Genomic DNA, 25,443 nt, shown 5'->3' with positions numbered 1-25,443 from the left:
CCGAGCGTCCGAGATCGACCCTCCGTGGGTCGACGTCGCGACGGGCGGGTCGATCTCGGTGCTGCCGGTGCCGGTCACGCGACCGTCGCCGGGTCGAGCCGTCCCTCGGCGGCGACGTCGCCCACCACGATGATCGCCGGGGCCCGGACCCCGGACTGTGCGGCGCGCTCCACGACCTCGCCGAGCGGGGCCCGCGTGACGCGCTGGCGCGGCGTCGAGCCGCTCTCCACGATCGCGACGGGCAGCGCGGGGTCGGCCCCGGCGCCGAGGGCCTGGGCCGTGATGCGTGCGAGCTGCGAGACACCCATGAGGACCACCAGCGTAGCCGTGCGGTCGCGCACCCCGGCGAGCGCGGCCGCGTCGAGCCCGTCGTGCCCGCTGATCACGTGGAACGCGGCGACCGTCCCCCGGTGCGTGAGCGGGATGCCCGCGAGCGCCGGGACGCTCAGCGCGCTGGACACGCCCGGCACGACGTCGACCGGCACGCCCGCCTCGCGGCACGCGATCACCTCCTCGCCGCCGCGCCCGTAGACGAACGGGTCGCCGCCCTTGAGCCGCACGACGCGCCGGCCGCGCTGCGCCTGCTCCACGAGGATCGCGTTGATCTCGTGCTGCGGAACGGGGTGGTTCCCGGGCGTCTTGCCGACGTCGATCACCTCGACGCCGGGCGCGAGCTCGTCGAGCACGTCGACCGGTCCGAGGCGGTCCGCGACGACGACGTCCGCCTCCGCGAGCGCCCGGCGACCCCGGACGGTGAGCAGGTCGACGGCGCCGGGTCCGCCGCCCACGAGCGTCACGCTCCCGAGCCCGCCCGACGCCGGGCGGTGGCGCCGCTGGTCGGCCCCGCCGGAGCGCAGGTGCTCGGCGATCGCGTCGCGCACCGCACGCGCCCGCCGCGGGTCCGCGCCGCGCCGCTCGACCGAGGAGTCGGCCGCTCGCCGCTCCCCAGCGCGACCGACCGCTGACAGGTGCGCGGGTGGGACGTCCGTGACGACCCCGACGAGCACGTCGCCGCTGTGCGTCGTCGCGGGCGTGCGCGCGGTGCCCTCGTGCGCGGCCCCGGCGTTCACGCACCAGGTGCGGCGCGCCGCCGCCCACGCGGCGACGTCGCGGTTGGTCCCCGAGTCGTCCGTCGCCGCGAGCACGAGCCACGCGTCCTCGACGTCCGACTCGCGGACCTCCCGCGGCGCCCAGGTGACGCGACCGCCGGGTGCAGCCCCGCCGTCGGGCCGCCGCTGGGCGGACGACGGCGCGAGGAGCGGGGCGTGCAGCGAGGCCGCGACGAGGTCCCGCAGGTCCTCGCAGACCTGGGGTGCGACGACGCGCACGTGCGCGCCGTCGTCGGCCATCGCCCGCGCGCGGCGGGCAGCGACGGGGCCGCCGCCGGCGACGAGGACCGTGCGCCCGGCGAGGTCGAGGCCCAGGAGCGTGGTCACGGCGCACCGTCCGCGGCGGCGTCCGGACGGTCGCCCACGTGCACGACGCCGTCGCGCACCTCGACGGGCCACGTCGCCAGGTCCGGGGCGAGGCCCTGGACGGGCACGTACCCGGCGGCCTCGAGGCACCGACCGGTCGCGAGGTCGAAGACCTGCTTGTACATGGGCCCGGCGACCGTGGGCACGCCGCCACGCGTGCCCACGATGCCGCGCGACATGACGTTCGCGCCCGAGTACGGGTCGCGCTGCTGCACGACGCGCACCGTGTCGTCGGGGAGGCGGAACAGCGCGACCTGCACCCCGCCGACGAGCGCGGCGGCACCGCGCTCGACGAGGAGGTCGCGCAGGAGGCAGACGCGCTCCCACTCCGTGGTCGCCGAGGCCGCAGGACCGACCTGTTCTGCTGACGCGACGCTCATCGACGGACCTCCAGGGTCGTGCCGGCGATCACCACGGGGCCGGCGGGGACGGTGGCGAGACCCGCGGCGCGGGCCTCCTCGAGGGCGGCGCGCTCGTCCGCCGTCGCGGGCCGGATCTGGCCGCGCTCGGTGACGTACGCGAGGTCGGGGTCGGGCTCGGCGGGCGCGTTGACGAACGAGCCGAAGCGGCGCAGCTTCTCCGGGTCCTCGAGGACCGCGCGCCACTCGTCCTCGTAGTCGCCGACGTGGCGGGCCATCGCGGCGTCGAGGTCGGCGCCGAGGCCGAGCGAGTCCTCGACGACCACCTCGCGGATCGCGTCGAGGCCGCCCTCGTAGTCCTCGACCCACGCGGCCGTGCGCTGGAGGCGGTCGGCCGTGCGGATGTAGTACATGAGGAAGCGGTCGATGGTCCGGACGAGCGCCTCGTCGTCCAGGTCCTCGGCGAGGAGCTGCGCGTGCCGGGGCGTGAACCCGCCGTTGCCGCCCACGTAGACGTTCCAGCCCTTGTCCGTCGCGATGACGCCGACGTCCTTGCCGCGCGCCTCGGCGCACTCGCGTGCGCACCCGGAGACGCCGAGCTTGAGCTTGTGCGGCGAGCGCAGGCCGCGGTACCGCAGCTCGAGCTCGACGGCCATGCCCACCGAGTCCTGCACCCCGAACCGGCACCACGTGGACCCGACGCACGACTTCACGGTCCGCAGCGACTTGCCGTACGCGTGCCCGGACTCGAACCCGTGCTCCACGAGCCGGCGCCAGATGTGCGGGAGCTGCTCGATCCGCGCCCCGAACATGTCGATGCGCTGGCCGCCCGTGATCTTCGTGTAGAGCCCGAAGTCCTTGGCGACCTGACCGATGACGAGCAGCCCGTCGGGCGTGATCTCACCCCCGGGGATGCGCGGGACGACGGAGTACGTGCCGTCCTTCTGCATGTTCGCCATGACGTGGTCGTTGGTGTCCTGCAGCGTCGCCTGCTCGCCGTCGAGGATGTGCCCGTTGCCGAGCGACGCGAGGATCGACGCGATCGTGGGCTTGCAGATGTCGCAGCCGCGCCCCGCGTCGCGGACGAGCACGGCGCCCTGGGTGTCGGTCACGGGCTCGGGCACCCGACCGAACCGCCCGACGATCTCGCTGAACGTGTGCAGGCCGGCGACGCGCACGGCGTCGAAGAGCTGAGCGCGCGAGAGGTCGAAGTGCTCGCACAGCGCGTTCGAGACCTCGACCCCGGCCCGGGCGAGCTCGGTCGTGGTGATCTTCTTGACGAGCGGCAGGCACGACCCGCAGCTCGTCCCCGCGCGCGTGCACGCCTTGACGCCCGCGAGGTCGGTACACCCGTGCTCGGTGACCGCACCCCGGATCGTCCCGGCGCTGACGTTGTTGCACGAGCAGACCGTGGCGTCGTCGGGGAGCTCGAGGCTCGGCGCCCCGCCCCCGGATCCCTCGGGGAGCAGGAACAGCCCCGGGTCGCCGGGCAGCTCCGTCCCCAGCATCGGCCGCAGCGAGGCGTACGGCGACGCATCGCCGACGAACACGCCGCCCAGGAGTGTCCGCGCGTCGTCGGACAGGACGAGCTTCTTGTAGACGCCCGCGACCGGGTCGGCCCAGACGAGCTCCATCGCGCCCTCGGTGCGGCCGAACGCGTCGCCGAAGCTCGCGACGTCGACGCCCTGCAGCTTGAGCTTGGTCGCCGTGTCCGCACCGGGGAACGTGGCCTCGCCGCCGAGCAGGCGGTCCGCGACGACCTCCGCCATGGCGTAGCCCGGCGCGACCAGGCCGATGCACCGGCCCTCGATGCACGCGACCTCGCCCACGGCCCACACGTGCTCGTCCTCGGTGCGGCACGCCAGGTCGACGACGGCGCCCCCGCGCTCCCCGATCGCGAGCCCTGCCGAACGCGCGAGCTCGTCGCGCGGTCGCACGCCCGTCGCGACGACGACGACGTCCACGTCGAGCCGGCCGCCGTCGGCGAAGTCGAGCCGGCCGACGTGCCCGGTCTTGCGGGAGACCTTCATCTCCTTGGTGCCCGTGTTGCACCGGACCGCGATGCCCATGCCGTTGATGAGGCGCTTGAGGGCCTCGCCGCCGCCCAGGTCGATCTGCGCGTCCATCATGTGCGTGCCGAACTGGATGACCGTGGCCTGCGCGCCGAGAGCCTTGAGCGCGCCCGCCGCCTCGAGGCCCAGGAGGCCGCCGCCGATCACCGCGCCGCGCACCGGCCGCTCCCAGCCGCCCTCGGTCGTGGCGGTCCGGCGCTTCTCCTCGACCCACCCGCGCAGCGCGGCGACGTCGTCGATCGTGCGGTAGACGAACACGCCCGGGAGGTCGTTGCCCGGGATGTGCGGCATCGCGGCGCTCGACCCCGTCGCCAGGACGAGCTCGTCGTACGCGTGCACGCGCCCGAGCCGGTCGGTGACGGTCCGCGCGTCGCGGTCGATCGACGTCACCGCGCAGTCGCGGTGCAGCGTCACCAGGGGGTCGTGCCACAGCGCCGGGTCGCCCAGCGTGAGCTCCTCGGCGTCGCGCGCCGAGAAGTAGCTCGTCAGGGCGACGCGGTCGTAGGGCTTGCGCGGCTCCTCCGCGAAGAGCGAGACACGCCACGCGCCGTCGGTGTCGCGCGCACGCAGCGCCTCGACGAGCCGCTGCGCCACCATGCCGCCGCCGACGACGACGAGGTGCCGGGGCGCACCGGGTGCCGGGGCGGGGGCGGGATCGGTCTGAGGTCCGGTCACGGCGGGCTCCTGGTGGATCGGGGGCGGGAGGCCACCTCCCCGGCCCGCCGACCGGGTCGTCCCCGGGGCCTTCCGGGAAGGCACGATCGACGCTACGGACGGGCGGTTTCGCGACCGTGCCCCGTCCGTTGCCCGTCCGTAACGGTGTTCTCACCCGGCCGGTCGACGAGGTGTGAGGTCGCCCGGCGGCCGACCTCACGCGCCGAGCGCGACCCTCGTCTGGTCGGGGTCCGCCTTCGCGAGCCAGTCGACGAGCCCGCACACGACCTCCTTGCACCCGCCGCAGCCCGTGGTCGCGCGTGTGGCTCGCGCGACGTCGTCGACGCTCCGGGCGCCGTCGTGCCAGCACCCGACGACGTCGCCCTTGGTCACGCCGTTGCACGTGCACACCGTGGTGCGGTCGGGCATGTGGGTCGGGGACGACGCCGGCGCGGGAGCCTGCGCGACGGGCCGCAGCAGCAGGTGGGCCGGGTCGACCGGCACGGGGACCCGGCGCGTGTACGTCGCCGTGAGGTCGGCGCCCACCTCGGGCGCGCCGACGCACGTCGCTCCCACGAGCAGGCCGTCCGCGACGACCACCTCGACGTGCCGGCCCGACGCCGGGTCGCTCAGCGTCACGGAGCGCTGCGCGGGGTCGGGCGTCCGCCGCTCGCCGCACACGCCCATCGTCACGATCTCGAGCCCGGCGGCCTTGACGCGCACGACGTCGGTCCCGGCCTTCGGGCGCTCGTCGACACCGGGCAGGTCCTGTGCCGACGGCTGCCCGACCGGGCGTGCGACCACGTTCATGGCGAGGCGCAGCGCCATGCTCGGCCGGTCGGCGTCGACCCCCAGGCGGACGCGCGGGCGGCCCGACACCGCCCCCTGCGCGGCGCCCGGCCCCCCGGCGTCCGCTGCGGCGAACCGCTCCGCGAGGTGCTCCGCGAGCCGTCGCGACTGGTCCCACCCCTGAGCGATCAGCCCGGTGGCGCCCTCGGGCGGCTGCGCGCAGTCACCGATCGCGAACACGCGCGGGTCGTCGGGGCTCGCGAGGTCGTGCCCGACGACGACGCCCCGGTCGACCGCGACGCCCGCCGCGCGCGCGAGCCCGGCCTCGGGCACGGTGCCGCACGCGAGCACGAGCAGGTCGGCCTCGAGATCGACGAGCCGCGTCGCGTGGTCGCCCGCTCGCTCGGCGCCATCATCCGGGCGGGCCGACGGCCCGGCGGTTGCCCCGCCGTCGGGCACGCGGAGCGTCACGCCGCGCACGGAGCCCGACTCCACGACGACGCGCTCGGTGCGGGCACGGGTCCAGGTCCGCACGCCGAGCCCCGCGAGGCTGCGCGCGACGACGTCGCCCGCGGCGCGGTCGAGCTGGCGGTCCATGACGCTCCCGCCCCCGTGCACGAGGCTCACGGCGACGCCGCGGCGCGCGAGCCCGCACGCGACCTCGAGCCCGAGCACGCCCGCCCCGACGACCACGGCGTGCCGGGCGTTGACCGACGCCGCGACGATCTCGCGCGCGTCGTCGAGCGTGCGCAACGCGTGCGCGCCGCGGGGCAGGCCGCCCGGCAGGTCCGTCAGACCCGGCAGGTCGGGGATCCGGGCGGCTGCGCCCGTGGCGAGCACGACGACGTCGTACGGGTACGCCCCCTCCCCCGTGACGACGCGGCGCGCGGCGCGGTCGATCGCGATGGCCTCGGTGCCACGCCGGACGGTCACACGGGCGTCATCCGCGCCGGGCAGCCCGATCGCCGCGACGTCGACCTTGCCCGCGACGACCTCGCTGAGCAGCACGCGGTTGTACGGCTCGTACTCCTCGGCCCCCAGCACGGTGACCTCGACGGCCGTCGGCCCCGCGGAGGTCCCGCACCGTGCCACGAGGTCGCTCGCGAACCGCGACCCGACCATGCCGTTGCCGACCACGACGACGCGCGTCATGCGCCCACCTCCTGGGTGCCGGGTGCACGCCGCACGTCCACGGCGCACACCTTGAACTCGGGCATGCCCGAGATAGGGTCGGTCGCGTCCGTCGTGACGCGGTTGACGCTGCCCTCCCCGCTCCAGTGGAAGGGCATGAAGACGGTGTCCGGCCGGATCCGGTCGCTCCACCGGGCGACGGCCTCGATCTCGCCGCGACGCGTCGTGAGGCGGGCGCGGTCGCCGTCGCCGACCCCGAGCCGCAGGCCGAGGACCGGGTGCAGCTCGACGAACGGCTCCGGCACGAGGCGGTCGAGCTCCGCCACGCGGCGCGTCTGCGCGCCCGACTGGTAGTGCTGCAGCACGCGGCCGGTGACGAGGTAGAGCGGGGCGTCGGGGCGCACGTCGTCGCTCGGCCCGACGTGGTCGACGGCGACCATCCGCGCGCGCCCGTCCGGCGTGGCGAAACGGTCGAGGAACGTCCGCGGCGTGCCGGGGTGCTCCGCGCTCGGGACGGGCCAGTACAGCCCCGGGCCGCCGTCGTCCTCGTCCGCGTCGAGGCGCGCGTGGCTCAGGCCCGAGTAGTCGGCCACGCCGCCCGCGGAGGCGCGCGCGAGCTCGTCGAAGACGACGGCGGGGTCGGTCGGGAAGGAGACGTCCGAGCCCAGGCGCCGCGCGAGCTCCGCGAGGATCCACAGCTCCGAGCGCGCCTCGCCGGGCGGGTCGACCGCGCGACGGCGGCGGATCACGCGCCCCTCGAGCGACGTCATGGTGCCCTCCTCCTCCGCCCACTGCGTCACGGGCAGCACGACGTCGGCGAGCAGCGCCGTCTCCGACGGCACCAGGTCGCACACCACGAGCAGGTCGAGGGCGCGCAGGTTCGCGGCGACCTGGTCCGCGTCCGGTGCGCTGACCACGACGTTCGACCCGTGCACGAGCAGCGCGCGCGGGCGCCCGTCCTCGGCGTAGGTGGTGCCCGCACCCTCCGGTCCCGGCCGGGCGCCGAGCGAGCGCAGCAGCTCGACGGCGGGCATCCCCGGGCCGGGGATCGTCGCCGGGTCGACGCCCCAGACGGCCGCGACGTGGGCGCGGGCCACCGCGTCGTCGATCTTGCGGTACCCCGGGAGCTGGTCGGCCTTCTGGCCGTGCTCGCGCCCGCCCTGCCCGTTCCCCTGGCCGGTGATCGCGCCGTAGCCGGAGCCGACGCGGCCCGGCAGGCCGAGCGCGAGCGCGAGGTTGATCGCAGCCGTCACCGTCGCGGTGCCCTGCGAGGACTGCTCGACGCCGCGCCCCGTGAGCACGTACGCGCCCGTGCCGCCACGGGCGGGCGACGCCGCGGCGAGCAGCCGGGCCACGTACCGCAGCCGGTCGGCCGGGACCCCGCAGACCGTCTCCGCGCGCTCGGGCCACCACGCCATGACGGATCGTCGGACGGCGTCGAACCCCGACGTGCGCGCGGCGAGGTACTCCGCGTCCGCGAGCCCCTCCGTGACCACGACGTGCAGCAGCGCGAGCAGCACCACCAGGTCCGTGCCGGGCACGGGCTGGAGGTGCACGCCCTGGTCGCCCACCCCGCCGACGTCCCCCGGCTCGCCCGTGAGCGCCGCCGTCGCGCTGCGGCGCGGGTCCACGACGACGAGCCCGCCGCGCGAGCGCACGCCCGCGAGGTGCTGGACCGAGGGCGGCATGGTCTCGGCGAGGTTGGACCCGAGCAGGACCACGGCGTCCGCACCGGTGAGGTCCGCGAGCGGGAACGGCAGCCCGCGGTCCGCGCCGAAGGCCCGGTTCGCCCCCGCGGCGGCCGACGCCATGCAGAAGCGCCCGTTGTAGTCGATGTTCGCGGTCCGCAGCACCGTGCGCGCGAACTTGCCGAGCGCGTACGCCTTCTCGTTCGTCAGGCCGCCGCCGCCGAAGACCGCGACCGCGTCCCGGCCGTGCTCGTCCTGCACGCGCGCGATCCCGGCCGCCACGACCTCCAGCGCCTCGTCCCACGACGCCGGGTGCAGCGCGCCGTCGCTCCCGCGCAGCAGCGGGGTCGTGATCCGGTCCGTCGCGCGGAGGACCGACGCGCTCGTCCAGCCCTTCTGGCACAGGCCGCCGCGGTTGGTCGGGAAGTCGCGCGGAGCGACCGTCACCGGGAGCAGGGCCGACGGCCCCCGGTCGTCCGACGGGGACAACCGCATGCCGCACTGGAGCGCGCAGTACGGGCAGTGCGTGTCGGCGGCTCGCGCGGCTGCGGCCGGCGCCGCGCCGGGGGCCTCAGAGATCCCCGGCGCGGCGGTCGTGGGAGCGGACGGCACTCGTGGCCTCCGCTCAGATCCCGGCCGACGCGAGCGCCGACCCCTTGCGCAGGTACACGGCCCAGGCGACGACCGCCATGACCGCGTACATCCCGATGAACACCCACAGGGCCGGGACGAGCGAGCCGGCGAGGCTCGTCGACGCCGCGAACCCGCGCGGGATGAGGAAGCCGCCGAAGGCGCCGATCGCGCCGGCGATCCCGATGCACCCGGCCGCGGCCTTGCGGGCGCGGGCCCGGGCCTCGTCGAGCGTCGCCGCGTCGACCGCCGTCGGCCCGTCGAGCGCGCCGCCCGGGACGGCGCTCGCCTGGAAGACGGCCGGGATCATCCGGTAGGTCGAACCGTTGCCGATGCCCGTCGCGACGAACAGGACGAGGAACGACGCGAAGAACAGGCCGAAGCTGTGCGACTGGAGCGCCTGGATCGCGCCGAACGCCCCGAGCGCCATCACGCCGTACGAGGCGATGGTGACGCGCGTGCCGCCCACGCGGTCCGCGATGACGCCGCCGAGCGGCCGCGTGACCGAGCCGACGAGCGCGCCGAGGAACGCGATCGAGAGCGTCACCTCGGGGAACTGGCCCTTGAGCAGCATGGGGAACGCCCCGGCGTACCCGATGAACGACCCGAACGTCCCGATGTAGAGGAACGAGATGATCCACGTGTGCTTGTTCCGCGTCGCGGCGGCGAACGACTTCGGGTCGGCCTTCGCGGTGGACAGGTTGTCCATGAACCGCCACGCGAGGAACGCCGCGAGCAGGATGAACGGGATCATCATGAGACCCGCGCGCTCGAGCGCGACGCCCGCCCCGGCGACGATGACGAGCGGCACCGCGAGCTGCACGACCGCCGTCCCCAGGTTGCCGCCCGCGGCGTTGAGGCCCAGCGCCTTGCCCTTCTCCCGCTCCGGGTAGAAGAACGAGATGTTCGCCATCGACGAGGCGAAGTTGCCGCCGCCGAAGCCGGCGAGGGCCGCGACCGCGAGCATGACGCCGAACGGCGTGCCCGGGTCCTGCACCGCGACCGCGAGCGCGCCCGTCGGGAGCAGGAGCAGGAGCGCGGAGACCACGGTCCAGTTGCGGCCGCCGAACAGCGGCACCGCGAACGTGTACGGGATGCGCAGCGTCGCACCGACGAGGCTCGGCACGGCGATGAGCCAGAACTGCTGGTCGACCGTGAACGTGAACCCGGCGGCGGGGAGCTGCGGCACGACGATCGACCACAGCGCCCAGACCGCGAAGCCGAGGAACTCCGCGAACACCGAGATCCACAGGTTGCGCGTCGCGACCCTCCGGCCGCCGTCGCGCCAGAACGTCGGGTCCTCCGGGTCCCAGCGGTCGATCCAGCGCCCCGAGCGGTGGGTCGGAGCGGTCGTGGCGCGGCCGGCCGTCGAGGCGGTGCTCAGCCCGACGGCGGTCGTGGCCACGGGCGCGGAGGCCGGGGCGGTCGTGGTGGTCGAGGTGCCGGAGGGGTGCTCTGCGGACTGCTCACCCTCGTGGGTGGTGGGGCTCGTGGGCGCGGACATGGCGGCTCCTTCAGCAGGTCCCGGTCAGTACCCAGGACGCTAGGAACGCCGTGTTTCCCCGGCGCGCGACCGCCGTTAAGCCCGTGTGAGGTCTTCCGCACACCGGGTGCGGCGCCGCTGTGAGCGGTCCGTGACCTGGGGCGACCGGCGGTCGCACGGCACGCGGACGTGCGGCGGGAGCCGTCCGCGGTCAGCCCTCGACGCCCGTCGCCTCGTGCGACGAGCCGACGGGCTTCGACTCGGGCGACCCGCGCTCCCGCAGGTAGATCGCGAGCACGACCATGCTCAGGACCGCCAGCATCTCGGACTGCCAGTTCTGGAACGTCCGGCTCCAGAAGTCGGGCATCGAGAGGTACTCCGTCCAGGGCACCGGGTCCTCGAGCTCGCGCAGCTGCTCCTCGCTGAACGCGACGGCGCCCGCCGCCGACTGCGCCGCCCACGAGCCGAGGAAGATCGCGCCCATGACGAGCGAGAGCGAGCGCGAGTAGACCGCGAGCCGCCAGCCCCCGGCCCGCGCCCAGGCCGGGGAGTCGGGTGTCGCGTGCTCGCCCACCTTCTGGTCCTCGTCGGACTCGCGGCCGGCCTCCTCGAGCTTCTTCGACTCGGGCGAGCCGCGCTGCACGAACCAGACCGTCGCGGTGATGAAGAGCAGGAACTGGAGGTACTCGGACTGCCAGTTCTCGGTGACGTCGACCCAGAACGCCGACGACGCCACGTACTGCCCGAACGTCACCGGGTCGAGGCCCGCCGCGCGCTGGTCCGTGTTGAAGACCGCGACCCCGCTCACCGCCTGGGCGACGAGCGACGCGAGGAACGCGGCGGCGAAGAAGAGGCTCAGCGAGCTCGCGCGCAGCCCGCCGAGGACGCCGCCCTTGCCGGAGCCGACGCTCATCGGTGCACCGCCGCGAGCACGAACGTGACGGCGAGGCCCGCGCAGACGAGCACGAGCGTCGCCCAGAACATCAGCCGCGGGACCCTCATGCCTCGACCTCGCAGTCGTAGGGGCGGTCCTCGCGCGGCATGCAGCCCGCCGCGGTGACGACCCAGCCGTCCCCAGACACGGCGAGGAAGAGCGTGTCGGTCGCGGTGACGACCTGCGCCTGCCGGCCCGCCACGTGGACGTCCTCGACGACGAGGTCGTCCCCCGCTGCGGCGAGCGCGGTGAGCGGACCGTCGGGCGCGGTGACCACGTCCGCGCACGGCTCGCCCTCGTCCGCGGCGAGCGCGTCCGCGGCGTCCGGCAGGATCAGGGCGCACGCGGCGGTGCCGTCACCCTCGGCGACGGCGGCGGCGAGCTCCTCGACGACAGCCCGGGCGTCCGCCGTGCCCGGCCCGGCGCACGCGGCGAGGCCGAGCGCCGTGAGACCGGCGAGCGCACCCGTGGGGATCGCTGCCCGCGCCCGGCGCCGGCCTCCCGGCCCGGCTCCCGCCGTCGGCCGGACCGCCCTGCCCCGAGCGCTGCGCACGCGACCTCCCTCGAACGACACCGGTGAGGTTCACCGGCTCCCTCCGAGGCCCATGCTCGCCGTTCGCCGGGTGCCCGCAAGCGGAGCACCGCGCGGGCTCAGCCCCAGACGAGGCCGCGCGCCGGGTCCTCGAGCACCTTCGCGACGTCGGCCAGCACGCGCGCGCCGAGCTCGCCGTCGACGAGGCGGTGGTCGAAGCTCAGCGCGAGCTGCGTGACCCAGCGCTTCTTGATCTTGCCCTTGTGGACCCACGGCTGCTCGCGGATCGCGCCGAACGCGAGGATCGCGGCCTCGCCCGGGTTGAGGATCGGCGTCCCCGTGTCGATGCCGAACACGCCGACGTTCGTGATCGTGATGGTGCCGTCGGACATGTCGGTGGGCGACGTGCGGCCCGCCCGCGCGGTCGACGTGAGGTCCGCGATCTCGCCCGCGAGGCCGTGCAGGTCGAGGCGGTGCGCGTCCTTGATGTTCGGCACCACGAGCCCGCGCGGCGTCGCGGCCGCGATCCCCAGGTTCACGTAGTGCTTGTAGACGATCTCCTGCGCGGCGTCGTCCCAGCTCGCGTTGATCTCCGGGTGGCGGCGCACGGCCAGGAGCAGCGCCTTGGCGGTGACGAGCAGCGGCGTGACGCGCACGTCGGCGAACTCCCGGTCCTCGCGCAGCGTGTGCACGAGCCGCATGGTCTTGGTGACGTCGACCGTGTGGAAGACCGTGACGTGGGGGGCGGTGAACGCGCTCGTGACCATCGCCTCGGCGGTGCGCTTGCGCACCGACTTCACGGGCACGCGCGTCTGGCGGCCGTCCGGGGTGACGGCGCCGGACGCGAGCCACGGCTGGTCGTCGTCGGCGTACGTCGCGAGCGGCTGCGCCTTCGCCTGCTCGTGGTACGCCTGCACGTCCTCGCGCGTGACGATCCCGCCGGGCCCGGTGCCCGCGACGCTCGCGAGGTCGACGCCGAGGTCCTTGGCGAGCTTGCGCACCGGCGGCTTCGCCAGCACCGGCAGGTGCACGTGAGCGACGGCGGCGGACGCGGGGGTCGGCTTGCTCGCCGCGGGCACGGGGGCGGCTGCCGGGGCAGGCGCCGGGACGGCTGCCGCCGGCGCGGCGGCCGGGGCCGTGTCCGGAGCGCGGCGGCGGCGACGGGCCGTGCCCGGCTCCACCGTGCCGTACCCCACGAGCACCGAGCCGGAGCCACCGGCCGCGGCGGACGGCGTCGCGCCCTCCGACCCGGCGCGCGCGGGCGAGGCGGGCGACGGGACCGCGTCCGCGCCGTCGGGCACGACGCCGGCCGGCGCGCTCGGCGCCGGCGCGGCACCGGACGGGTCGGTGTCCACGACGATGATCGGCACGCCGACCTCGACCGTCGTCCCCTCGGGCGCGAGGATCTCCGTGACGATGCCCGTGTACGGCGACGGGAGCTCGACGAGCGACTTGGCCGTCTCGATCTCGACGATCGTCTGGTTGACCGTCACGGCGTCGCCGACGGCGACGTGCCAGTGCACGATCTCGGCCTCGGTGAGGCCCTCGCCCGCGTCGGGGAGGTTGAACTTCTCGAAGGTGGGCACTGCGTGGTCCTCCTGGTGGTCCCGGTCGGCGCTGTCGAGGGCGCTCGAGGTCGCTACGGTCGCGTCAGAACGCGAACGCGCGGTCGACGGCGTCGAGCACGCGGTCGAGGCTCGGCAGGTAGTCGTGCTCGATCTTGGCGACGGGGTACGGGGTGTGGAAGCCGCCGACGCGCAGCACGGGCGCCTCGAGCGAGTAGAAGCACTCCTCGGTCACGCGGGCCGCGACCTCGGCGCCCGAGCCCAGGTAGGTCGGGGCCTCGTGCACGACGACGCAGCGCCCGGTCCGGCGCACGGACTCCACGACGGTCGCGGTGTCGAGCGGGGAGATGCTGCGCAGGTCGACGACCTCGACGCTGCGCCCCTCCTGCTCGGCCGCGGCGGCGGCGCGGAGCGCGGTCGCCACGGTCGGCCCGTAGGCGACGAGCGTGAGGTCGGTGCCGGGGCGGACGACGCGCGCGCGGTCGAGCACGGTCGCGCCCTCGCCACGCCCGGCGGTCTCGACGGGACCCTTCTCCCAGTAGCGGCCCTTGGGCTCGAAGAACAGCACCGGGTCGGGCGAGGCGATGGCCTCCTGGATCATCGTGTACGCGTCCTGCGGCGTGGACGGCGACACGACGCGCAGGCCCGCGGTGTGGGCGAACAGCGCCTCGGGGCTCTCGCTGTGGTGCTCGACGGCGCCGATCCCGCCCCCGTACGGCACGCGGATCACGACGGGCACCTGGAGCTTTCCGCCCGACCGGTAGCCCATCTTCGCGAGCTGCGTCGTGATCTGGTCGTACGCGGGAAAGATGAAGCCGTCGAACTGGATCTCGCAGACCGGGCGGTAGCCCCGCAGCGCGAGCCCGATCGCCGTGCCGAGGATGCCTGACTCCGCGAGCGGCGTGTCGACCACCCGGTCCTCGCCGAAGTCCTTCTGGAGCCCGTCGGTCACGCGGAACACGCCGCCGAGCGCGCCGATGTCCTCCCCCATGAGCAGGACCTTCGGGTCGGTCTCGAGCGACCGGCGCAGGCCCTCGTTGATCGCGCGGGCGAGGGTCAGGGTCTTGTTGTCGCTCATCGGGCCACCTCCGCGGCCGGCTCCTCGAAGGACTGCTGGTAGTCGGCGAACCACGCCTTCTCGCGCTCGACCACGGCGTTCGGGGTCGCGTAGACGTGGGCGAACATGCTGGACGGGTCGGGCGCGGCGAGCGCGCGGACCTCGTCGCGCAGCCGCTCGCCGAGCGCGTCGGCCTCGGCCGCGAGGTCGGCGGCGAACGCGTCGTCCCACGCGTCCTCGGCGCGGAGCAGGTTCTCGAGCCGGTCGATCGGGTCGCGGCGGCGCCAGTACTCCTCCTGGGCCCGCGAGCGGTACTTGGTCGGGTCGTCCGACGTCGTGTGCGCGCCCATGCGATATGTGAACGCCTCGACGAAGGTCGGGCCACCCCCGGTGCGCGCGCGCTCGAGCGCCTCCGCGGTCACGGCGTAGCACGCGAGCACGTCGTTGCCGTCGACCCGGACGCTCGGCACGCCGAAGCCGCCGCCGCGGCGGTAGAGCGGCACGCGCGACTGCTTGGTCGTGGGCTCGGAGATCGCCCACTGGTTGTTCTGGCAGAAGAAGACGACGGGGGCGTTGTTCACGGCCGCGAACACGAGCGCCTCGTTGACGTCGCCCTGCGACGTCGCGCCGTCGCCGAAGTACGTGACGACGGCCGCGTCGCGCTCCGGGTCGCCCGAGCCGACGAGGCCGTCGCGCTGGACGCCCATCGCGTACCCGGTCGCGTGCAGCGCGTGCGACCCGATGACGAGGGTGTACAGGTGCACGTTGTGCGCCGTCGGGTCCCAGCCGCCGTGGTCCACGCCGCGGAAGAGGCGCAGGCGCGCCGTCGGGTCGATGCCGCGCACGTGCGAGACCCCGTGCTCGCGGTAGGAGGGGAAGACGTAGTCCTGCGGCGCGAGCGCGCGGCCGGAGCCGATCTGCGCGGCCTCCTGGCCCTTCGACTGCGCGAACAGGCCGAGCTCGCCCTGGCGCTGGAGCGACGTCGCCTCGTCGTCGAAGCGGCGCGTGAGCACCATGTCGCGGTAGAGCCCGCGCAGCTCGGCGGCGTCCAGGTGGGCGACGCGCTCGCGGTAGCCGTCGGTCTCGGGCGTCGTGACGCGGGCGCCGGCCGGGGTCACGAGCTGGAGCAGGGGGGCGTCGTCGGGACCGCCGGCGACGTCGGGGAGGTCGGGGGGCGTGCTCGCGCCGTCCCGCGCGGCGGTTCTCGCGTCGTTCTCGGTCACGCGACTCTCCTTCGGTGCGGCCCGGCCGTGCGGCCGGCCCGCTCGGGGGCAGGAGGCGCCCGGTCAGGGGCGCCGTCGGAACCTACGTCTCCGTAGCCTACGCAAGCGTAGGCTACGACACCGTAGGTTCGGCTGCCGACGTGTCGCCCAACATCCGTCGCGGCGGGCTGTAGGGAACCTCCAATCCCCACCGGACGACCCCCGCCCCTACGGGGGTCCGCCCTATCGCGAGTACACGCCGCCCGCGCGCAGCGCGTCGCGCTCGCGCAGGACAGGCCAGCGCGAGAACGCGAACACGAGGAACATCACGACGTTGAGGATCGGCACGAGCCCGACGAGGATCCACCAGCCCGAGTAGCCGGCCTTCTGGATGATCCGGACGTAGGCGATGAAGAAGATCACCGCCACCGCGACGTAGACGACCAGTGCGGCGGTGCCGAAGGCCCAGCCGTACTGGTCCACGAACTGGTCGTACTCCACGTTGTCCATGGACGCGAGTGTTCTCGCGCCGACGGGGTCCGGCAACAGGGACCGATTGGGCGCCTGCCCCGGACGGACGGGCTCAGAGCCAGGTGGCGCTCACGCGGAGGAAGAGGTCCGTCGCCTCCGGCTCGCCGACGCTCACGCGCAGGCCCTCGCCCGCGAACGGGCGCACGATCGCCCCGGCCGCGCGGGCCTCTTCGGCGCGCTGCATGGTCCGCTCGCCCAGGTCGAACCACACGAAGTTCGCCTGCGACTCCGGCAGCACCCAGCCCTGGTCGCGCAAGCCCTCGACGAGGCGCGCGCGGTCGGCGACGAGGTGCTCGACCCGCTGGAGCAGCTCGTCGCGCGCGGCGAGTGACGCGATGGCCGCGCGCTGCGCCACGTGGGAGACGCCGAACGGCGTCGACACCGCGCGGATGCCCGCCGCGAGCCGTGGGCGCGCGACGGCGTAGCCCACGCGCAGGCCGGCCAGGCCGTACGCCTTGGAGAACGTGCGGAGCAGCACGACGTTCGGGTGCTCCGCGTACACGGCGAGGCCGTCGGGGGCCTCGGGGTCGCGCACGAACTCGAGGTACGCCTCGTCGAGCACGACCAGCACGTCCGACGGCACGGCCGCGAGGAACGTCTCGAGCTCCTCGCGGTGCACGACCGGACCGGTCGGGTTGTTGGGCGTGCAGACCATCACGACGCGCGTGCGCTCCGTGATCGCCGCGGCCATGGCGGGCAGGTCGAGCCGGCCGACGTCGGCCCCGGTCAGCAACGGCACCTGGACCGACGTCCCGCCCGCGACGGCGACCGCGATCGGGTACGCCTCGAACGACCGCCACGGGTACACGACCTCGTCCCCCGGCTCGACGACCGTCTGCAGCACGTGCGCGAGCACTGCGACCGAGCCGTTGCCCACCACGACCTGGTCGGCACCGACGCCCAGGTCGGCCGCGAGCGCCTCGGTGAGCTCGGTCGCGTACATGTCCGGGTAGCGGTTCACGTCCGCCGCGGCGTCGGCGATCGCCGCGACGACGGACGGCAGCGGCGGGTACGGGTTCTCGTTGGAGGAGAGCTTGAACGCCGCCGCGCCCGGGGCGACGCGGGCACCAGGGACGTAGGCCGGCAGCGCGGCGACGGCAGGACGCAGGGGGACGCGGGGTTCGTGGGCCACGGTCCTCGATCATGCCACCTGCCCGTCGCGGTCCCGGCGGCGCACGGCCCGGCGCCGTGCCCGCGCGGCTCCCGGGTGGCAGGATGCCCGGTATGAGCTTCGTCGTCCGCGTCCTCGTCACCGGCCTCGCGATCTGGCTCACGAGCCTGTTCATCGACGAGCACTTCCAGATCGTCGGCTCCGACACCGCCGGCGGGAAGGTCGTCATCATCCTCGTGGTGGCGCTGCTCTACTCGCTGGTGAACGCCGTCATCAAGCCGATCGTGCAGATCCTGTCCATCCCGCTCTACATCCTCACGCTGGGGCTGTTCTCCCTGGTCGTCAACGCGCTCATGCTCATGCTCACCGCGTGGATCACCGAGCAGACGGACTGGGGCATCCGCATCGTCGGCGGGTTCTGGTGGGCCCTGCTCGCGGCGCTGATCATCGGGCTCATCAACTTCGCCGTCTCGGCCGTGGTGCCCAAGGCCCAGGACCGCTGACCGTCCCCGTCCACCGCGGCGGGGACCGGACGCCCACGGCGATCGGAGCGGTCGTCCGCGGGATGGCAAGGTGAGACGGTGACCGAGACGCCTCGACGCTACCTCCGCGACGACCTCGGGAAGCGGCTGCTCGACGAGTGGGAACGGGCCACCGAGATCGCAGCGGACGACGAGTCCTCCGCAGTGGTGATCTGGCACGCCTGCTGGGCCGAGCTGCCTGACACCGACACCCCGTGGTTCGAGCGTGAGTACGACTTCCCGATCGCCGCGGTTCTCTGCGCCACCCTCGCGGAGTCGCATCTCCGCCAGGGGGCTGCGGACACGGCCTTGGAGTACGCGCGACGCCTGCCTCGGCTCAGCACCAACCCACGAGACACCTCGCCGCACGTCATCCTGGGGATGGCCGCGCTGGACGCGGGACAGGACGAGGAGGCTCTCCGTTCGTTCGACGCGGCACACGGGATCGGCGGCCACCGCGCGTTCACGGAGTATCCGAGCCGGTACTGGACGTTCTACGCGAACAGCCGGGCGGTGTGAGCCCTCGGTCGCGCGAGCCGGGCGGCTACAGCGATCGCGCACCGTCCTCGCCCCCGCCCTCCACGCCGGGCGCGGTCACGTCGCCCTCAGTCGGACCTCCTAGCCACGGCAGGCCCGGGACCCCACGCGACGTCGTGCCCGGCGTCCCCGGGAACGGCACCCCGGGCGCGCCGGGGAACGGCGTGCCCGGCGCCCACGGAGGCGTGAGCGACCGCGGGACCGCCACGTCCCCGACGCAGAACGTGGTGTCGGGGTCGGGCACCAGCCGCGCCTCGTAGACGAGGAGCTCGTCGGCCACCCCGTCGAGCAGCCGCTCGACGTCGGTCAGGTGCTCCTCGAGCCCCCGGTCGCCCACCTCGACGGCGGCGTCCAGCACCTCCTGGTGGAAGGGCACGCTGTGCGGCCACTCGGCCGTCGGCCCGCCGCCCGGTGCCACGAAGGCCCCCGTGACCGTGACCTGGTCCGCCGTCGCACGGTTCTCCGCGCCGTCGGTGTCGGAGATCCCCTCCCCCTGGGTCTCGAGGTGCGTGCCCTTGACGCCGGGAGGGAGGTCGTGGCCGCCGATGGGCGACCCGGCCGTCACGACGTGCCGCACGGCGTACGTGCCGACCGTCGCCGCGGCGACCGTCGACGCGATGATGCCGCCCTGGCTGTGCCCCACCAGCACGACGTCGTCGTCCGGCGCGATCCCGGCCTGCCGCATCGCTTCCTGCACGGCACGCGCGCTGTCTGCCTGCGCCCGCACCGCCGGGTCGTCGTCCATGAGCTGGTAGTTGGACGTCATGTTGAAGACCGACCTCAGGTTGAAGGGCTGCGTTCCGGGGATCGCGACGACCCACGTGGGCGTGCCGTCGTCCTTGACGATCTTCTGGATGCTGAGCGTCGAGTCGGTCTTGAGCGCCTCCACGGCGCCGAGCGCGGACCGCACGTCCGTGGGGGTCGGCAGGTCGTAGGACGGGTCGACGAGGCGGACCTCGGGGTCGCGCAGGAACCGGTCGCGCAGGGGCTGCAGCAGCCCGCGCAGCACCGACGCACCGTTGCCCACCGTGGGCATCTGGTACCACGGGCGATCCACGTCGAACACGCCGATCGCACGGCTCAATGCGCGGATCGTGGCGGGGTGCAGGGACTGCCCCGAGGTGATGAACGGGTACAGGGAAGGGCGGCCCTGCTTTAGCGAGACCCAGGCCCCGACAGTCCCCACGGCCAGGACGGAAGCGACCCCGGCGACCGCCGCCCCGACCGGGCTCAGACCTCCAGCGACCCGGAGAGCGGCGTCCTGCCACAACGCGGCGGCGTCGGCGTCCGCGTCGTCGTACACGCGGACGGCCTGGTGCAGTCGCGCTGCGAGGAACCTCAGCCCTCCCTCCTGCTGCTCCGCGACGCCGATCGCGAGGTCGAAGGCCTCGAGCGCGGCCGCACGTGCCGCACGCACCTCGGCCGACCAGTACGGCGTGGCGTGAGCGCTCCAGGCCGACGCGGCCGGGAACGGCGCCGGCGCCGGCGCCGGCGCCGCGAAGCGTCCCCCGAACGCCGTGGGCGTCGCGGTCGCGACGTCCACGGCGTCCCGCGCGTCCCGGAGCGCGGCCACGGTCCCGGCGACGAGGTCCGCCCGCGAGCCCAGCGCCACCGCCTGCGCGACGACCGCCCCCGTCTCGACCGCGGTCGCTTCCGTGCCACCGCGCACCACGACCACGGGCGCCGGGCGGGGGTCGCTCACGGCACGCCCACCGCGGCGAGCTCGGTCCGGATCCGTGCCACCTCGGCCTCGGCAAGGACGGTGAGCGCGTCCAGGCGCAGGAGGCACGAGTCGAGCAGCATGCCGACGCGGAGCAGACCGCTCCGGCGCTCGGCGGCCGCGTCGTCGTACGACGCGCGGGCGTGACCCGCCCACGGCAGGTCGGGCGCGACGAGCGCGGCACCCGCTCGCGTGACGTCGTCCTGGGCGGTGAGGACCCGGGTCCGGGCGAGGGTGACGCCGAACGGCGCGGCGACGCACGGCGAGGGCGGCGGAGGCGACGAGGAGGACATGGCGAGGACCGTACGCAGAGCCGCGCACCACCCGTCACGGTCGACGGTGCCCTGTGGACGGCCCCCCGGCGGAGCGTCCCTGGGGACGGCCACGAACCCTGCCGTGCCACGGACCGCCCGCCCACCCGGGCCGCGTGCTCGAACTGTGGGAGGCGCGGGCCGCCGTCGGGCACGCGTGGGAGAATCAGGGGCGTGCCCGAGAACCCTGCCGCAGACGCCCCTGCCCGCGTGTCGCTCGCCGAGGTGACCCCGCCGATCGCGCTCGGACCGCTCGACGGCCGCTACCGTGCCGCGGTCGCCCCGCTCGTCGACCACCTCAGCGAGGCCGCGCTCAACCGCGAGCGCGTCCACGTCGAGGTCGAGTGGCTGATCACGCTGTGCAACGGCGTCCAGGCGGTCGACGAGAACGCGGTCCGCCCGGTCGTCCCGGGCGCTCCTCAGCTCTCCGACGCGGAGGTCGCGTACCTGCGCCGCATCCCCGCGACGTTCGGCGGCGAGGAGATCGCCGAGCTCGCCGCGATCGAGCGCGAGACGGTGCACGACGTCAAGGCCGTCGAGTACTTCGTCAAGCGCCGGCTCGCCGCGGCGCCCGACGCCCTGGGCTCGGACACCGTGCTCCCCGGCGTCGGCGAGCTCGTGCACTTCGCGTGCACGAGCGAGGACGTCAACAACCTGTCGTACGCGCTCATGGTGCGCGGCGCGGTCGAGCAGGTGTGGCTGCCCGCCGCGACGGCGCTCGCCGACCAGCTCGCGGACATGGCGCGCGACCTCGCCGACGTGCCGATGCTCTCGCGCACGCACGGCCAGCCCGCGACGCCGACGACGCTCGGCAAGGAGCTCGCCGTCCTCGCGCACCGCCTGCGCCGCCAGCTCCGCCGGGTCGGTGCGGCCGAGTACCTGGGCAAGCTCAACGGCGCGACGGGCACCTACGGCGCGCACACCGTCGCCGTCCCGGGCGTGGACTGGCCGTCGGTGTCGAAGCACTTCGTCGAGGGCCTCGGGCTCACGTGGAACCCGCTGACGACGCAGATCGAGTCCCACGACTGGCAGGCCGAGCTGTACGCCGACGTCGCGCGGTTCAACCGCATCCTCCACAACCTCGCGACCGACGTGTGGACGTACATCTCGCTCGGGTTCTTCACGCAGATCCCCGTGCCGGGCGCGACCGGGTCGTCGACCATGCCGCACAAGGTCAACCCGATCCGGTTCGAGAACGCCGAGGCGAACCTCGAGATCTCCTCCGCGCTGCTCGACACGCTCGGGGCGACGCTCGTCACGTCGCGCCTCCAGCGCGACCTCACGGACTCGACGACGCAGCGCAACGTCGGCCCCGCGTTCGGCCACTCGCTCCTCGCGATCGACAACGTGCGCCGCGGCCTCAAGGCACTCGCCGCGAACGCCGACCTCATGGCGGCGGACCTCGACGAGAACTGGGAGGTGCTCGGCGAACCCATCCAGTCGGCGATGCGCGCGGCGTCGGTCGCGGGCGTCCCCGGCATGGAGAACCCGTACGAGCGCCTCAAGGACCTCACGCGCGGCCAGCGCGTCGACGCCGCGCGCCTGCGCGAGTTCGTCGCCGGCCTCGGCCTGCCCGACGACGTCGCGCAGCGCCTCTCCGACCTCACCCCGGCGACCTACACGGGCCTCGCGGCCCGCCTGGTGACGGACTACCTGGACTGACCGGCCCTGCGCCGAACACGACCTGAGGGCCGTTATCCACGGGATAACGGCCCTCATGTCGTTCTCGTGAGCGCGCAGCGTCGTGCTCGACGGCGCAGGTGTCAGACGGCGGTCGGCTCGCCCGGGCGCGGCGCGTCCGGCCCCGGTGTCCCTCCCGTCGCGGCGAGCAGCGCACGGTGCGAGGCCCGCGCCTCGGAGAGCTCGTCGAGACGGTTGACGGCCCAGCGCAGCACGAGCGGCGCGGCGGTCGCGAGCCCGAGCAGGCCGAGGACGTTGCCGAGGTCCGCCGTCTGGATGCTCACCGTGCCGGACCAGAAGAAGGTCGAGCGGCTCAGCACCATCGCGAGCGCGAGCCCGCCGAGCACCGGGACCGCCTGCCGAGTCCGGCGCCCCAGCAGGGCGGCGCCAAGGAGCACGACCACCGGCGCAGCGAGCGCCTGGAGCGTCCACGAGACCAGGGCACCGCCCGACCACCACGGCGTCCCGAGGTGCGCCGCGTCGGCGGAGGTCGCGGCGACGAAGGCGCCGAGGACCAGCGCCATGGCCCCGACCGTCGCCGCCCGGAGCGCGACCGGCTCGGCACCGACCCGGCACGTCCGCCGCGCGGCGAGCACACCCGCGTACGCGACGAGTCCGCCGACCCACGGTGCGTCGAGGTACGCGGCAAAGGCGCTGCCCGCCGCGACCGACACGACGAGCACGGCCACGCCCACCCCGGCGGCGAGCACCGCGACCACGAGCCCGACGCGTCGCGCGCCGACGAGCATGAGGGCGACCGCTGCGAGCCACAGGGCCCACATCAGCGCCGTCGGGACGGTCGCCACGAGCGGCGCGCTGCCCTCCGGGCCCAGCATCGCCCGGACGATCGCGGCAGCGAACGCGACGACGCGCACCGCCATGACCACGAGCACGGCCGGGAGCAGCACGAACAGCAGCCCGGTCGCCGCCCGTCGTTGGCTCGGCGTCGAGCCCAGCGGCGCGAGCAGCCACTCCCGGGCGGCGGCGCGCACCAGGTCCCACCGCTCGGCGCGGGTCGGGCGCGACTGTCCGGGCTGCGCGCCGTCGAGCAGATGACCGAGCATCTCGGCCTCGTGCGCCCGCCGGTAGGTGTACGGGAAGAGCCGCAGGAGGCGGCGGTAGTCCCGGACGAGGACGGGTGCGACGAGCACCGTCGCGCCGGGCTCCGCCGTCGGCTTCCCCGCGACCTGTGCGGCCGCCGACCCGTCACCCGCCGCGCGGAGACCTTCCCCCCGGTCCCCGCTCATGCCGGCACCGCCCCGCCGTCGGTGAGGCCGCCCCGGGCGACGTCGCGCGCGGGGGCGCCGCCTCGCGCCGCCGCGGACGCACGGCGTCGGGCGCCGAGCCGCTCGAGCGCGCGGCGCGCCTGCGCCTCGGCGCGCTCGGCCTCGGTGGCGAGGCGCGACCCGCCCTCGGTGGTGAGCCGGTAGTAGCGGCGCAGGCGCGAGTCGACGACCTCCTCGTGGTCCACCTCGACGAGCCCGGCGGCGACGAGCCGGTCGATCGCTCCGTAGAGCGTCCCGGCACGCAGCGTCACGCGCCCGTCGGAGCTGGACTCGACGTCCTGCGCGATGCCGTAGCCGTGCAGCGGACCGGCCGCGAGCGCGGACAGGACGAGGAACGCGGGTTCCTGGAGCGGTTTGGATGACATGGCCACGAACATACCCTCGTGACGAATCTATGGACGGCGACACGCCGCAGCGCGAAACGTTTCGCACCCTGCCCGGTGCTCCCCGGCCGTCCCTACCGTGGCAGTGTCCTGACCCCGAGGCGACGGAGCCCCGAGCATGAGAGCGACCTCCTCCACCCGACGACCCCGTGCGGCGACGTTCGTCGCCGCCGTCGCGACCCTCGCGACGCTGGGCGCCACGGCGACCGCCGGCGCGGCGATCGCGACGTCCGGCGCGGCCGCGCCCTCCGCGGCCTGCACGGTCGACTACCGCATCACGAGCTCGTGGTCCGGCGGCTTCCAGGCCGACGTCACCGTCACGAACCTCGGCGCCGCGCGCTCGGGCTGGGAGCTGGCCTGGGACCTGCCGGCGGGCGAGAGCATCAGCCAGCTCTGGAACGGCACGCTCGTGCGCGACGGCGGCCGTGTCACCGTGGGCGACGTCGGCTGGAACGCGTCGCTCGCCACGGGCGGCAGCGCCTCCTTCGGCCTCGTGGGCACGGCCGCGTCCGCTCCGGCCGTGCCCACGAGCTTCACGCTCGACGGCGTCGCGTGCGGCGGCGACGCCCCGCCCGACCCCACCGACCCGCCGGACCCCACCGACCCGCCCGAGACGCCGGGCGACGTGACGTTCCACGTGGACGAGACGAACCAGGCGTGGGAGGCCTGGCAGTCGGCGTCGGGCACGGACCGGGACCTGCTCGCGAAGATCGCGCTCACGCCGCAGTCGTCGTGGGTCACCGACGCGGACGCACAGGTGTCGCGCGCCAAGGTCGCCGCGTTCACGAGCGCGGCCGCGGCCGAGGGAGCGACGCCGCTCCTGACGATCTACGCGATCCCCGGCCGCGACTGCGGCTCGCACTCGGGCGGTGGCACCGCCGAGGCCGCGTACCGGAGCTGGGTCCAGACGGTCGCGTCGGGCATCGTCGGCGAGCCGTGGGTGGTCCTCGAGCCCGACGCCCTCGCCCAGCTCGGCGACTGCTCCGGCCAGGGCGACCGCGTGGGCATGCTCCGCGACGCGGCGCACATCCTGACCGACGCCGGCGCGCGCGTCTACGTCGACGCGGGCCACTCGGCGTGGCTGAGCCCGGCGACCGCCGCGGCCCGCCTCCAGCAGGTGGGCCTCGACCACGCCGTCGGGTTCGCGCTCAACACGTCGAACTACCGCACGACGGCCGAGTCGCGCGCGTACGGCGAGCAGGTCGCCGCGCTGCTCGGCGGGGACGTGTCGTTCGTCGTCGACACGTCGCGCAACGGCAACGGGAGCAACGGCGAGTGGTGCAACCCCCGGGGTCGCGCGCTCGGCGACCAGCCGCGCGCGGTCGACGACGGCACGCACCTCGATGCCCTGCTATGGGTCAAGCTGCCCGGCGAGAGCGACGGGTCGTGCAACGGCGGGCCGCCCGCCGGACAGTGGTGGCAGGAGGTCGCGCTCGAGCTGGCGCGCAACGCGTCCTGGTGACACGACGCCGTCGAGCACGACCCTGCTCGCCCTCGACCACGAGATTGCTGCCGTTATCGTCCCGATAACGGCAGCAATGTCGTGCTCGGCGTCCGACCGGGGCGGGCGGGGGCGGGTCCGCAGCGAGCGCGGTTCGCTGGTCGGTGTGACGATCGTCTGTGCCGGGCCCCGCCCGGCACGATCGTCCTTCGCCGGAACTGGGGCCGCGCGAGGGGCAGGCCCGACGGCGCGTGGCTCGCTGGGTGCGCCACGCGCCGTCGGGGGTCCCGGCGTCGTGAGCTGTCGACGCCGGACGGCGGCGCGGGGACAGGCCGGTGGAGATGGCACAGT

21 protein-coding genes are annotated in these 25,443 nt (G+C 74.8%); 4 read left to right on the top strand and 17 right to left on the bottom strand.

What is annotated here, in order from left to right; genetic code table 11:
- Positions 1-74 precede the first annotated feature (74 nt).
- The 13 genes from cobA to hisC form a co-directional block, all read right to left on the bottom strand.
- On the bottom strand, positions 75-1,436 hold the full coding sequence (gene cobA, locus A0J59_RS12360; RefSeq protein ID WP_064316284.1) for a uroporphyrinogen-III C-methyltransferase: 1,362 nt from the start codon (positions 1,434-1,436) through the stop codon (positions 75-77).
- The gene (nirD, locus tag A0J59_RS12355; RefSeq protein WP_064316283.1) at positions 1,433-1,855 is read right to left on the bottom strand and encodes a nitrite reductase small subunit NirD; all 423 of its coding nucleotides are present in this window, start codon (positions 1,853-1,855) and stop codon (positions 1,433-1,435) included. Before nirD ends, cobA begins: the two co-directional genes overlap by 4 nt.
- Positions 1,852-4,581, bottom strand: a complete 2,730-nt coding sequence (gene nirB / locus A0J59_RS12350; RefSeq protein WP_255365175.1) for a nitrite reductase large subunit NirB — start codon at positions 4,579-4,581, stop codon at positions 1,852-1,854. The genes nirD and nirB overlap by 4 nt, the downstream gene beginning before the upstream one ends.
- Before the next feature lie 195 nt (positions 4,582-4,776).
- On the bottom strand, positions 4,777-6,501 hold the full coding sequence (locus A0J59_RS12345) for an FAD-dependent oxidoreductase (protein ID WP_064316282.1): 1,725 nt from the start codon (positions 6,499-6,501) through the stop codon (positions 4,777-4,779).
- The gene (locus tag A0J59_RS12340; protein ID WP_156532991.1) at positions 6,498-8,747 is read right to left on the bottom strand and encodes a molybdopterin oxidoreductase family protein; all 2,250 of its coding nucleotides are present in this window, start codon (positions 8,745-8,747) and stop codon (positions 6,498-6,500) included. Before A0J59_RS12340 ends, A0J59_RS12345 begins: the two co-directional genes overlap by 4 nt.
- Before the next feature lie 46 nt (positions 8,748-8,793).
- Positions 8,794-10,302, bottom strand: a complete 1,509-nt coding sequence (locus A0J59_RS12335) for an MFS transporter (protein ID WP_082918986.1) — start codon at positions 10,300-10,302, stop codon at positions 8,794-8,796.
- A 190-nt stretch (positions 10,303-10,492) separates the two neighbouring features.
- Positions 10,493-11,194 (bottom strand): DUF6766 family protein, encoded by a 702-nt coding sequence (locus A0J59_RS12330; RefSeq protein WP_064316280.1) that lies wholly within the window; start codon positions 11,192-11,194, stop codon positions 10,493-10,495.
- Positions 11,195-11,279: 85 nt separating this feature from the next.
- Complete coding sequence (locus A0J59_RS12325; RefSeq protein WP_156532989.1) at positions 11,280-11,768, bottom strand: hypothetical protein; 489 nt, start codon at positions 11,766-11,768, stop codon at positions 11,280-11,282.
- Between the two features lie 98 nt (positions 11,769-11,866).
- Entirely contained in the window at positions 11,867-13,333 is a 1,467-nt protein-coding gene (locus tag A0J59_RS12320) for a dihydrolipoamide acetyltransferase family protein (protein ID WP_064316278.1), read from the bottom strand.
- A gap of 64 nt (positions 13,334-13,397) precedes the next feature.
- Positions 13,398-14,390: an alpha-ketoacid dehydrogenase subunit beta gene (locus A0J59_RS12315; protein ID WP_064316277.1), complete on the bottom strand. Its 993-nt coding sequence runs from the start codon at positions 14,388-14,390 to the stop codon at positions 13,398-13,400.
- Positions 14,387-15,592, bottom strand: a complete 1,206-nt coding sequence (pdhA, locus tag A0J59_RS12310; protein ID WP_082918985.1) for a pyruvate dehydrogenase (acetyl-transferring) E1 component subunit alpha — start codon at positions 15,590-15,592, stop codon at positions 14,387-14,389. Before pdhA ends, A0J59_RS12315 begins: the two co-directional genes overlap by 4 nt.
- A gap of 222 nt (positions 15,593-15,814) precedes the next feature.
- Entirely contained in the window at positions 15,815-16,081 is a 267-nt protein-coding gene (locus A0J59_RS12305) for a DUF805 domain-containing protein (protein WP_220084476.1), read from the bottom strand.
- A gap of 73 nt (positions 16,082-16,154) precedes the next feature.
- Positions 16,155-17,234 carry a histidinol-phosphate transaminase gene (gene hisC / locus A0J59_RS12300; RefSeq protein WP_064316276.1) on the bottom strand — a complete coding sequence of 360 codons (1,080 nt, stop codon included), beginning with the start codon at positions 17,232-17,234 and terminating at the stop codon, positions 16,155-16,157.
- A gap of 92 nt (positions 17,235-17,326) precedes the next feature.
- Here hisC and A0J59_RS12295 point away from each other — a divergent pair, with 92 nt between their 5' ends.
- A complete protein-coding gene (locus A0J59_RS12295; protein ID WP_047231835.1) occupies positions 17,327-17,716 on the top strand; it encodes a phage holin family protein in 390 nt (129 codons plus the stop codon).
- A gap of 78 nt (positions 17,717-17,794) precedes the next feature.
- Positions 17,795-18,253: a hypothetical protein gene (locus A0J59_RS12290; RefSeq protein WP_064316275.1), complete on the top strand. Its 459-nt coding sequence runs from the start codon at positions 17,795-17,797 to the stop codon at positions 18,251-18,253.
- A gap of 25 nt (positions 18,254-18,278) precedes the next feature.
- Here the strand turns inward: A0J59_RS12290 and A0J59_RS12285 are convergent, their stop codons facing one another.
- Positions 18,279-19,973, bottom strand: coding sequence for a triacylglycerol lipase (locus tag A0J59_RS12285; RefSeq protein ID WP_064316274.1), 1,695 nt, complete (start codon positions 19,971-19,973; stop codon positions 18,279-18,281).
- Complete coding sequence (locus tag A0J59_RS21625; RefSeq protein WP_064316273.1) at positions 19,970-20,284, bottom strand: hypothetical protein; 315 nt, start codon at positions 20,282-20,284, stop codon at positions 19,970-19,972. Before A0J59_RS21625 ends, A0J59_RS12285 begins: the two co-directional genes overlap by 4 nt.
- 192 nt (positions 20,285-20,476) lie before the next feature.
- Here A0J59_RS21625 and purB point away from each other — a divergent pair, with 192 nt between their 5' ends.
- Positions 20,477-21,964, top strand: a complete 1,488-nt coding sequence (gene purB / locus A0J59_RS12275; RefSeq protein WP_064316272.1) for an adenylosuccinate lyase — start codon at positions 20,477-20,479, stop codon at positions 21,962-21,964.
- Between the two features lie 101 nt (positions 21,965-22,065).
- Here purB and A0J59_RS12270 read toward each other — a convergent pair whose 3' ends face one another.
- Positions 22,066-23,229 carry a hypothetical protein gene (locus tag A0J59_RS12270; RefSeq protein ID WP_064316271.1) on the bottom strand — a complete coding sequence of 388 codons (1,164 nt, stop codon included), beginning with the start codon at positions 23,227-23,229 and terminating at the stop codon, positions 22,066-22,068.
- Positions 23,226-23,633 carry a PadR family transcriptional regulator gene (locus A0J59_RS12265; RefSeq protein WP_064316297.1) on the bottom strand — a complete coding sequence of 136 codons (408 nt, stop codon included), beginning with the start codon at positions 23,631-23,633 and terminating at the stop codon, positions 23,226-23,228. Before A0J59_RS12265 ends, A0J59_RS12270 begins: the two co-directional genes overlap by 4 nt.
- A gap of 136 nt (positions 23,634-23,769) precedes the next feature.
- Between A0J59_RS12265 and A0J59_RS12260 the strand changes: the two genes are divergently transcribed.
- Positions 23,770-25,113 (top strand): glycoside hydrolase family 6 protein, encoded by a 1,344-nt coding sequence (locus tag A0J59_RS12260; protein WP_064316270.1) that lies wholly within the window; start codon positions 23,770-23,772, stop codon positions 25,111-25,113.
- Positions 25,114-25,443 lie beyond the last annotated feature (330 nt).

Origin of the sequence: Cellulosimicrobium sp. I38E (genome assembly GCF_001647255.1) — a bacterium.
In the GTDB taxonomy this organism is placed as follows: Bacteria; Actinomycetota; Actinomycetes; order Actinomycetales; family Cellulomonadaceae; genus Cellulosimicrobium; species Cellulosimicrobium cellulans_E.
Note: the sequence above shows the minus strand (reverse complement) of the source record. Positions and strands in the feature narration are given on the sequence as shown.

Coding starts and splice junctions, on each gene's coding strand:
- nirD (WP_064316283.1), bottom strand. CDS start 1,855: ATGAGCGTCGCGTCAGCAGAACAGGTCGGTCCTGCGGCCTCGGCGACC.
- A0J59_RS12345 (WP_064316282.1), bottom strand. CDS start 6,501: ATGACGCGCGTCGTCGTGGTCGGCAACGGCATGGTCGGGTCGCGGTTC.
- A0J59_RS12335 (WP_082918986.1), bottom strand. CDS start 10,302: ATGTCCGCGCCCACGAGCCCCACCACCCACGAGGGTGAGCAGTCCGCA.
- A0J59_RS12330 (WP_064316280.1), bottom strand. CDS start 11,194: ATGAGCGTCGGCTCCGGCAAGGGCGGCGTCCTCGGCGGGCTGCGCGCG.
- A0J59_RS12315 (WP_064316277.1), bottom strand. CDS start 14,390: ATGAGCGACAACAAGACCCTGACCCTCGCCCGCGCGATCAACGAGGGC.
- A0J59_RS12305 (WP_220084476.1), bottom strand. CDS start 16,081: ATGGACAACGTGGAGTACGACCAGTTCGTGGACCAGTACGGCTGGGCC.
- A0J59_RS12295 (WP_047231835.1), top strand. CDS start 17,327: ATGAGCTTCGTCGTCCGCGTCCTCGTCACCGGCCTCGCGATCTGGCTC.
- A0J59_RS21625 (WP_064316273.1), bottom strand. CDS start 20,284: ATGTCCTCCTCGTCGCCTCCGCCGCCCTCGCCGTGCGTCGCCGCGCCG.
- A0J59_RS12270 (WP_064316271.1), bottom strand. CDS start 23,229: ATGAGCGGGGACCGGGGGGAAGGTCTCCGCGCGGCGGGTGACGGGTCG.
- A0J59_RS12265 (WP_064316297.1), bottom strand. CDS start 23,633: ATGTCATCCAAACCGCTCCAGGAACCCGCGTTCCTCGTCCTGTCCGCG.
- A0J59_RS12260 (WP_064316270.1), top strand. CDS start 23,770: ATGAGAGCGACCTCCTCCACCCGACGACCCCGTGCGGCGACGTTCGTC.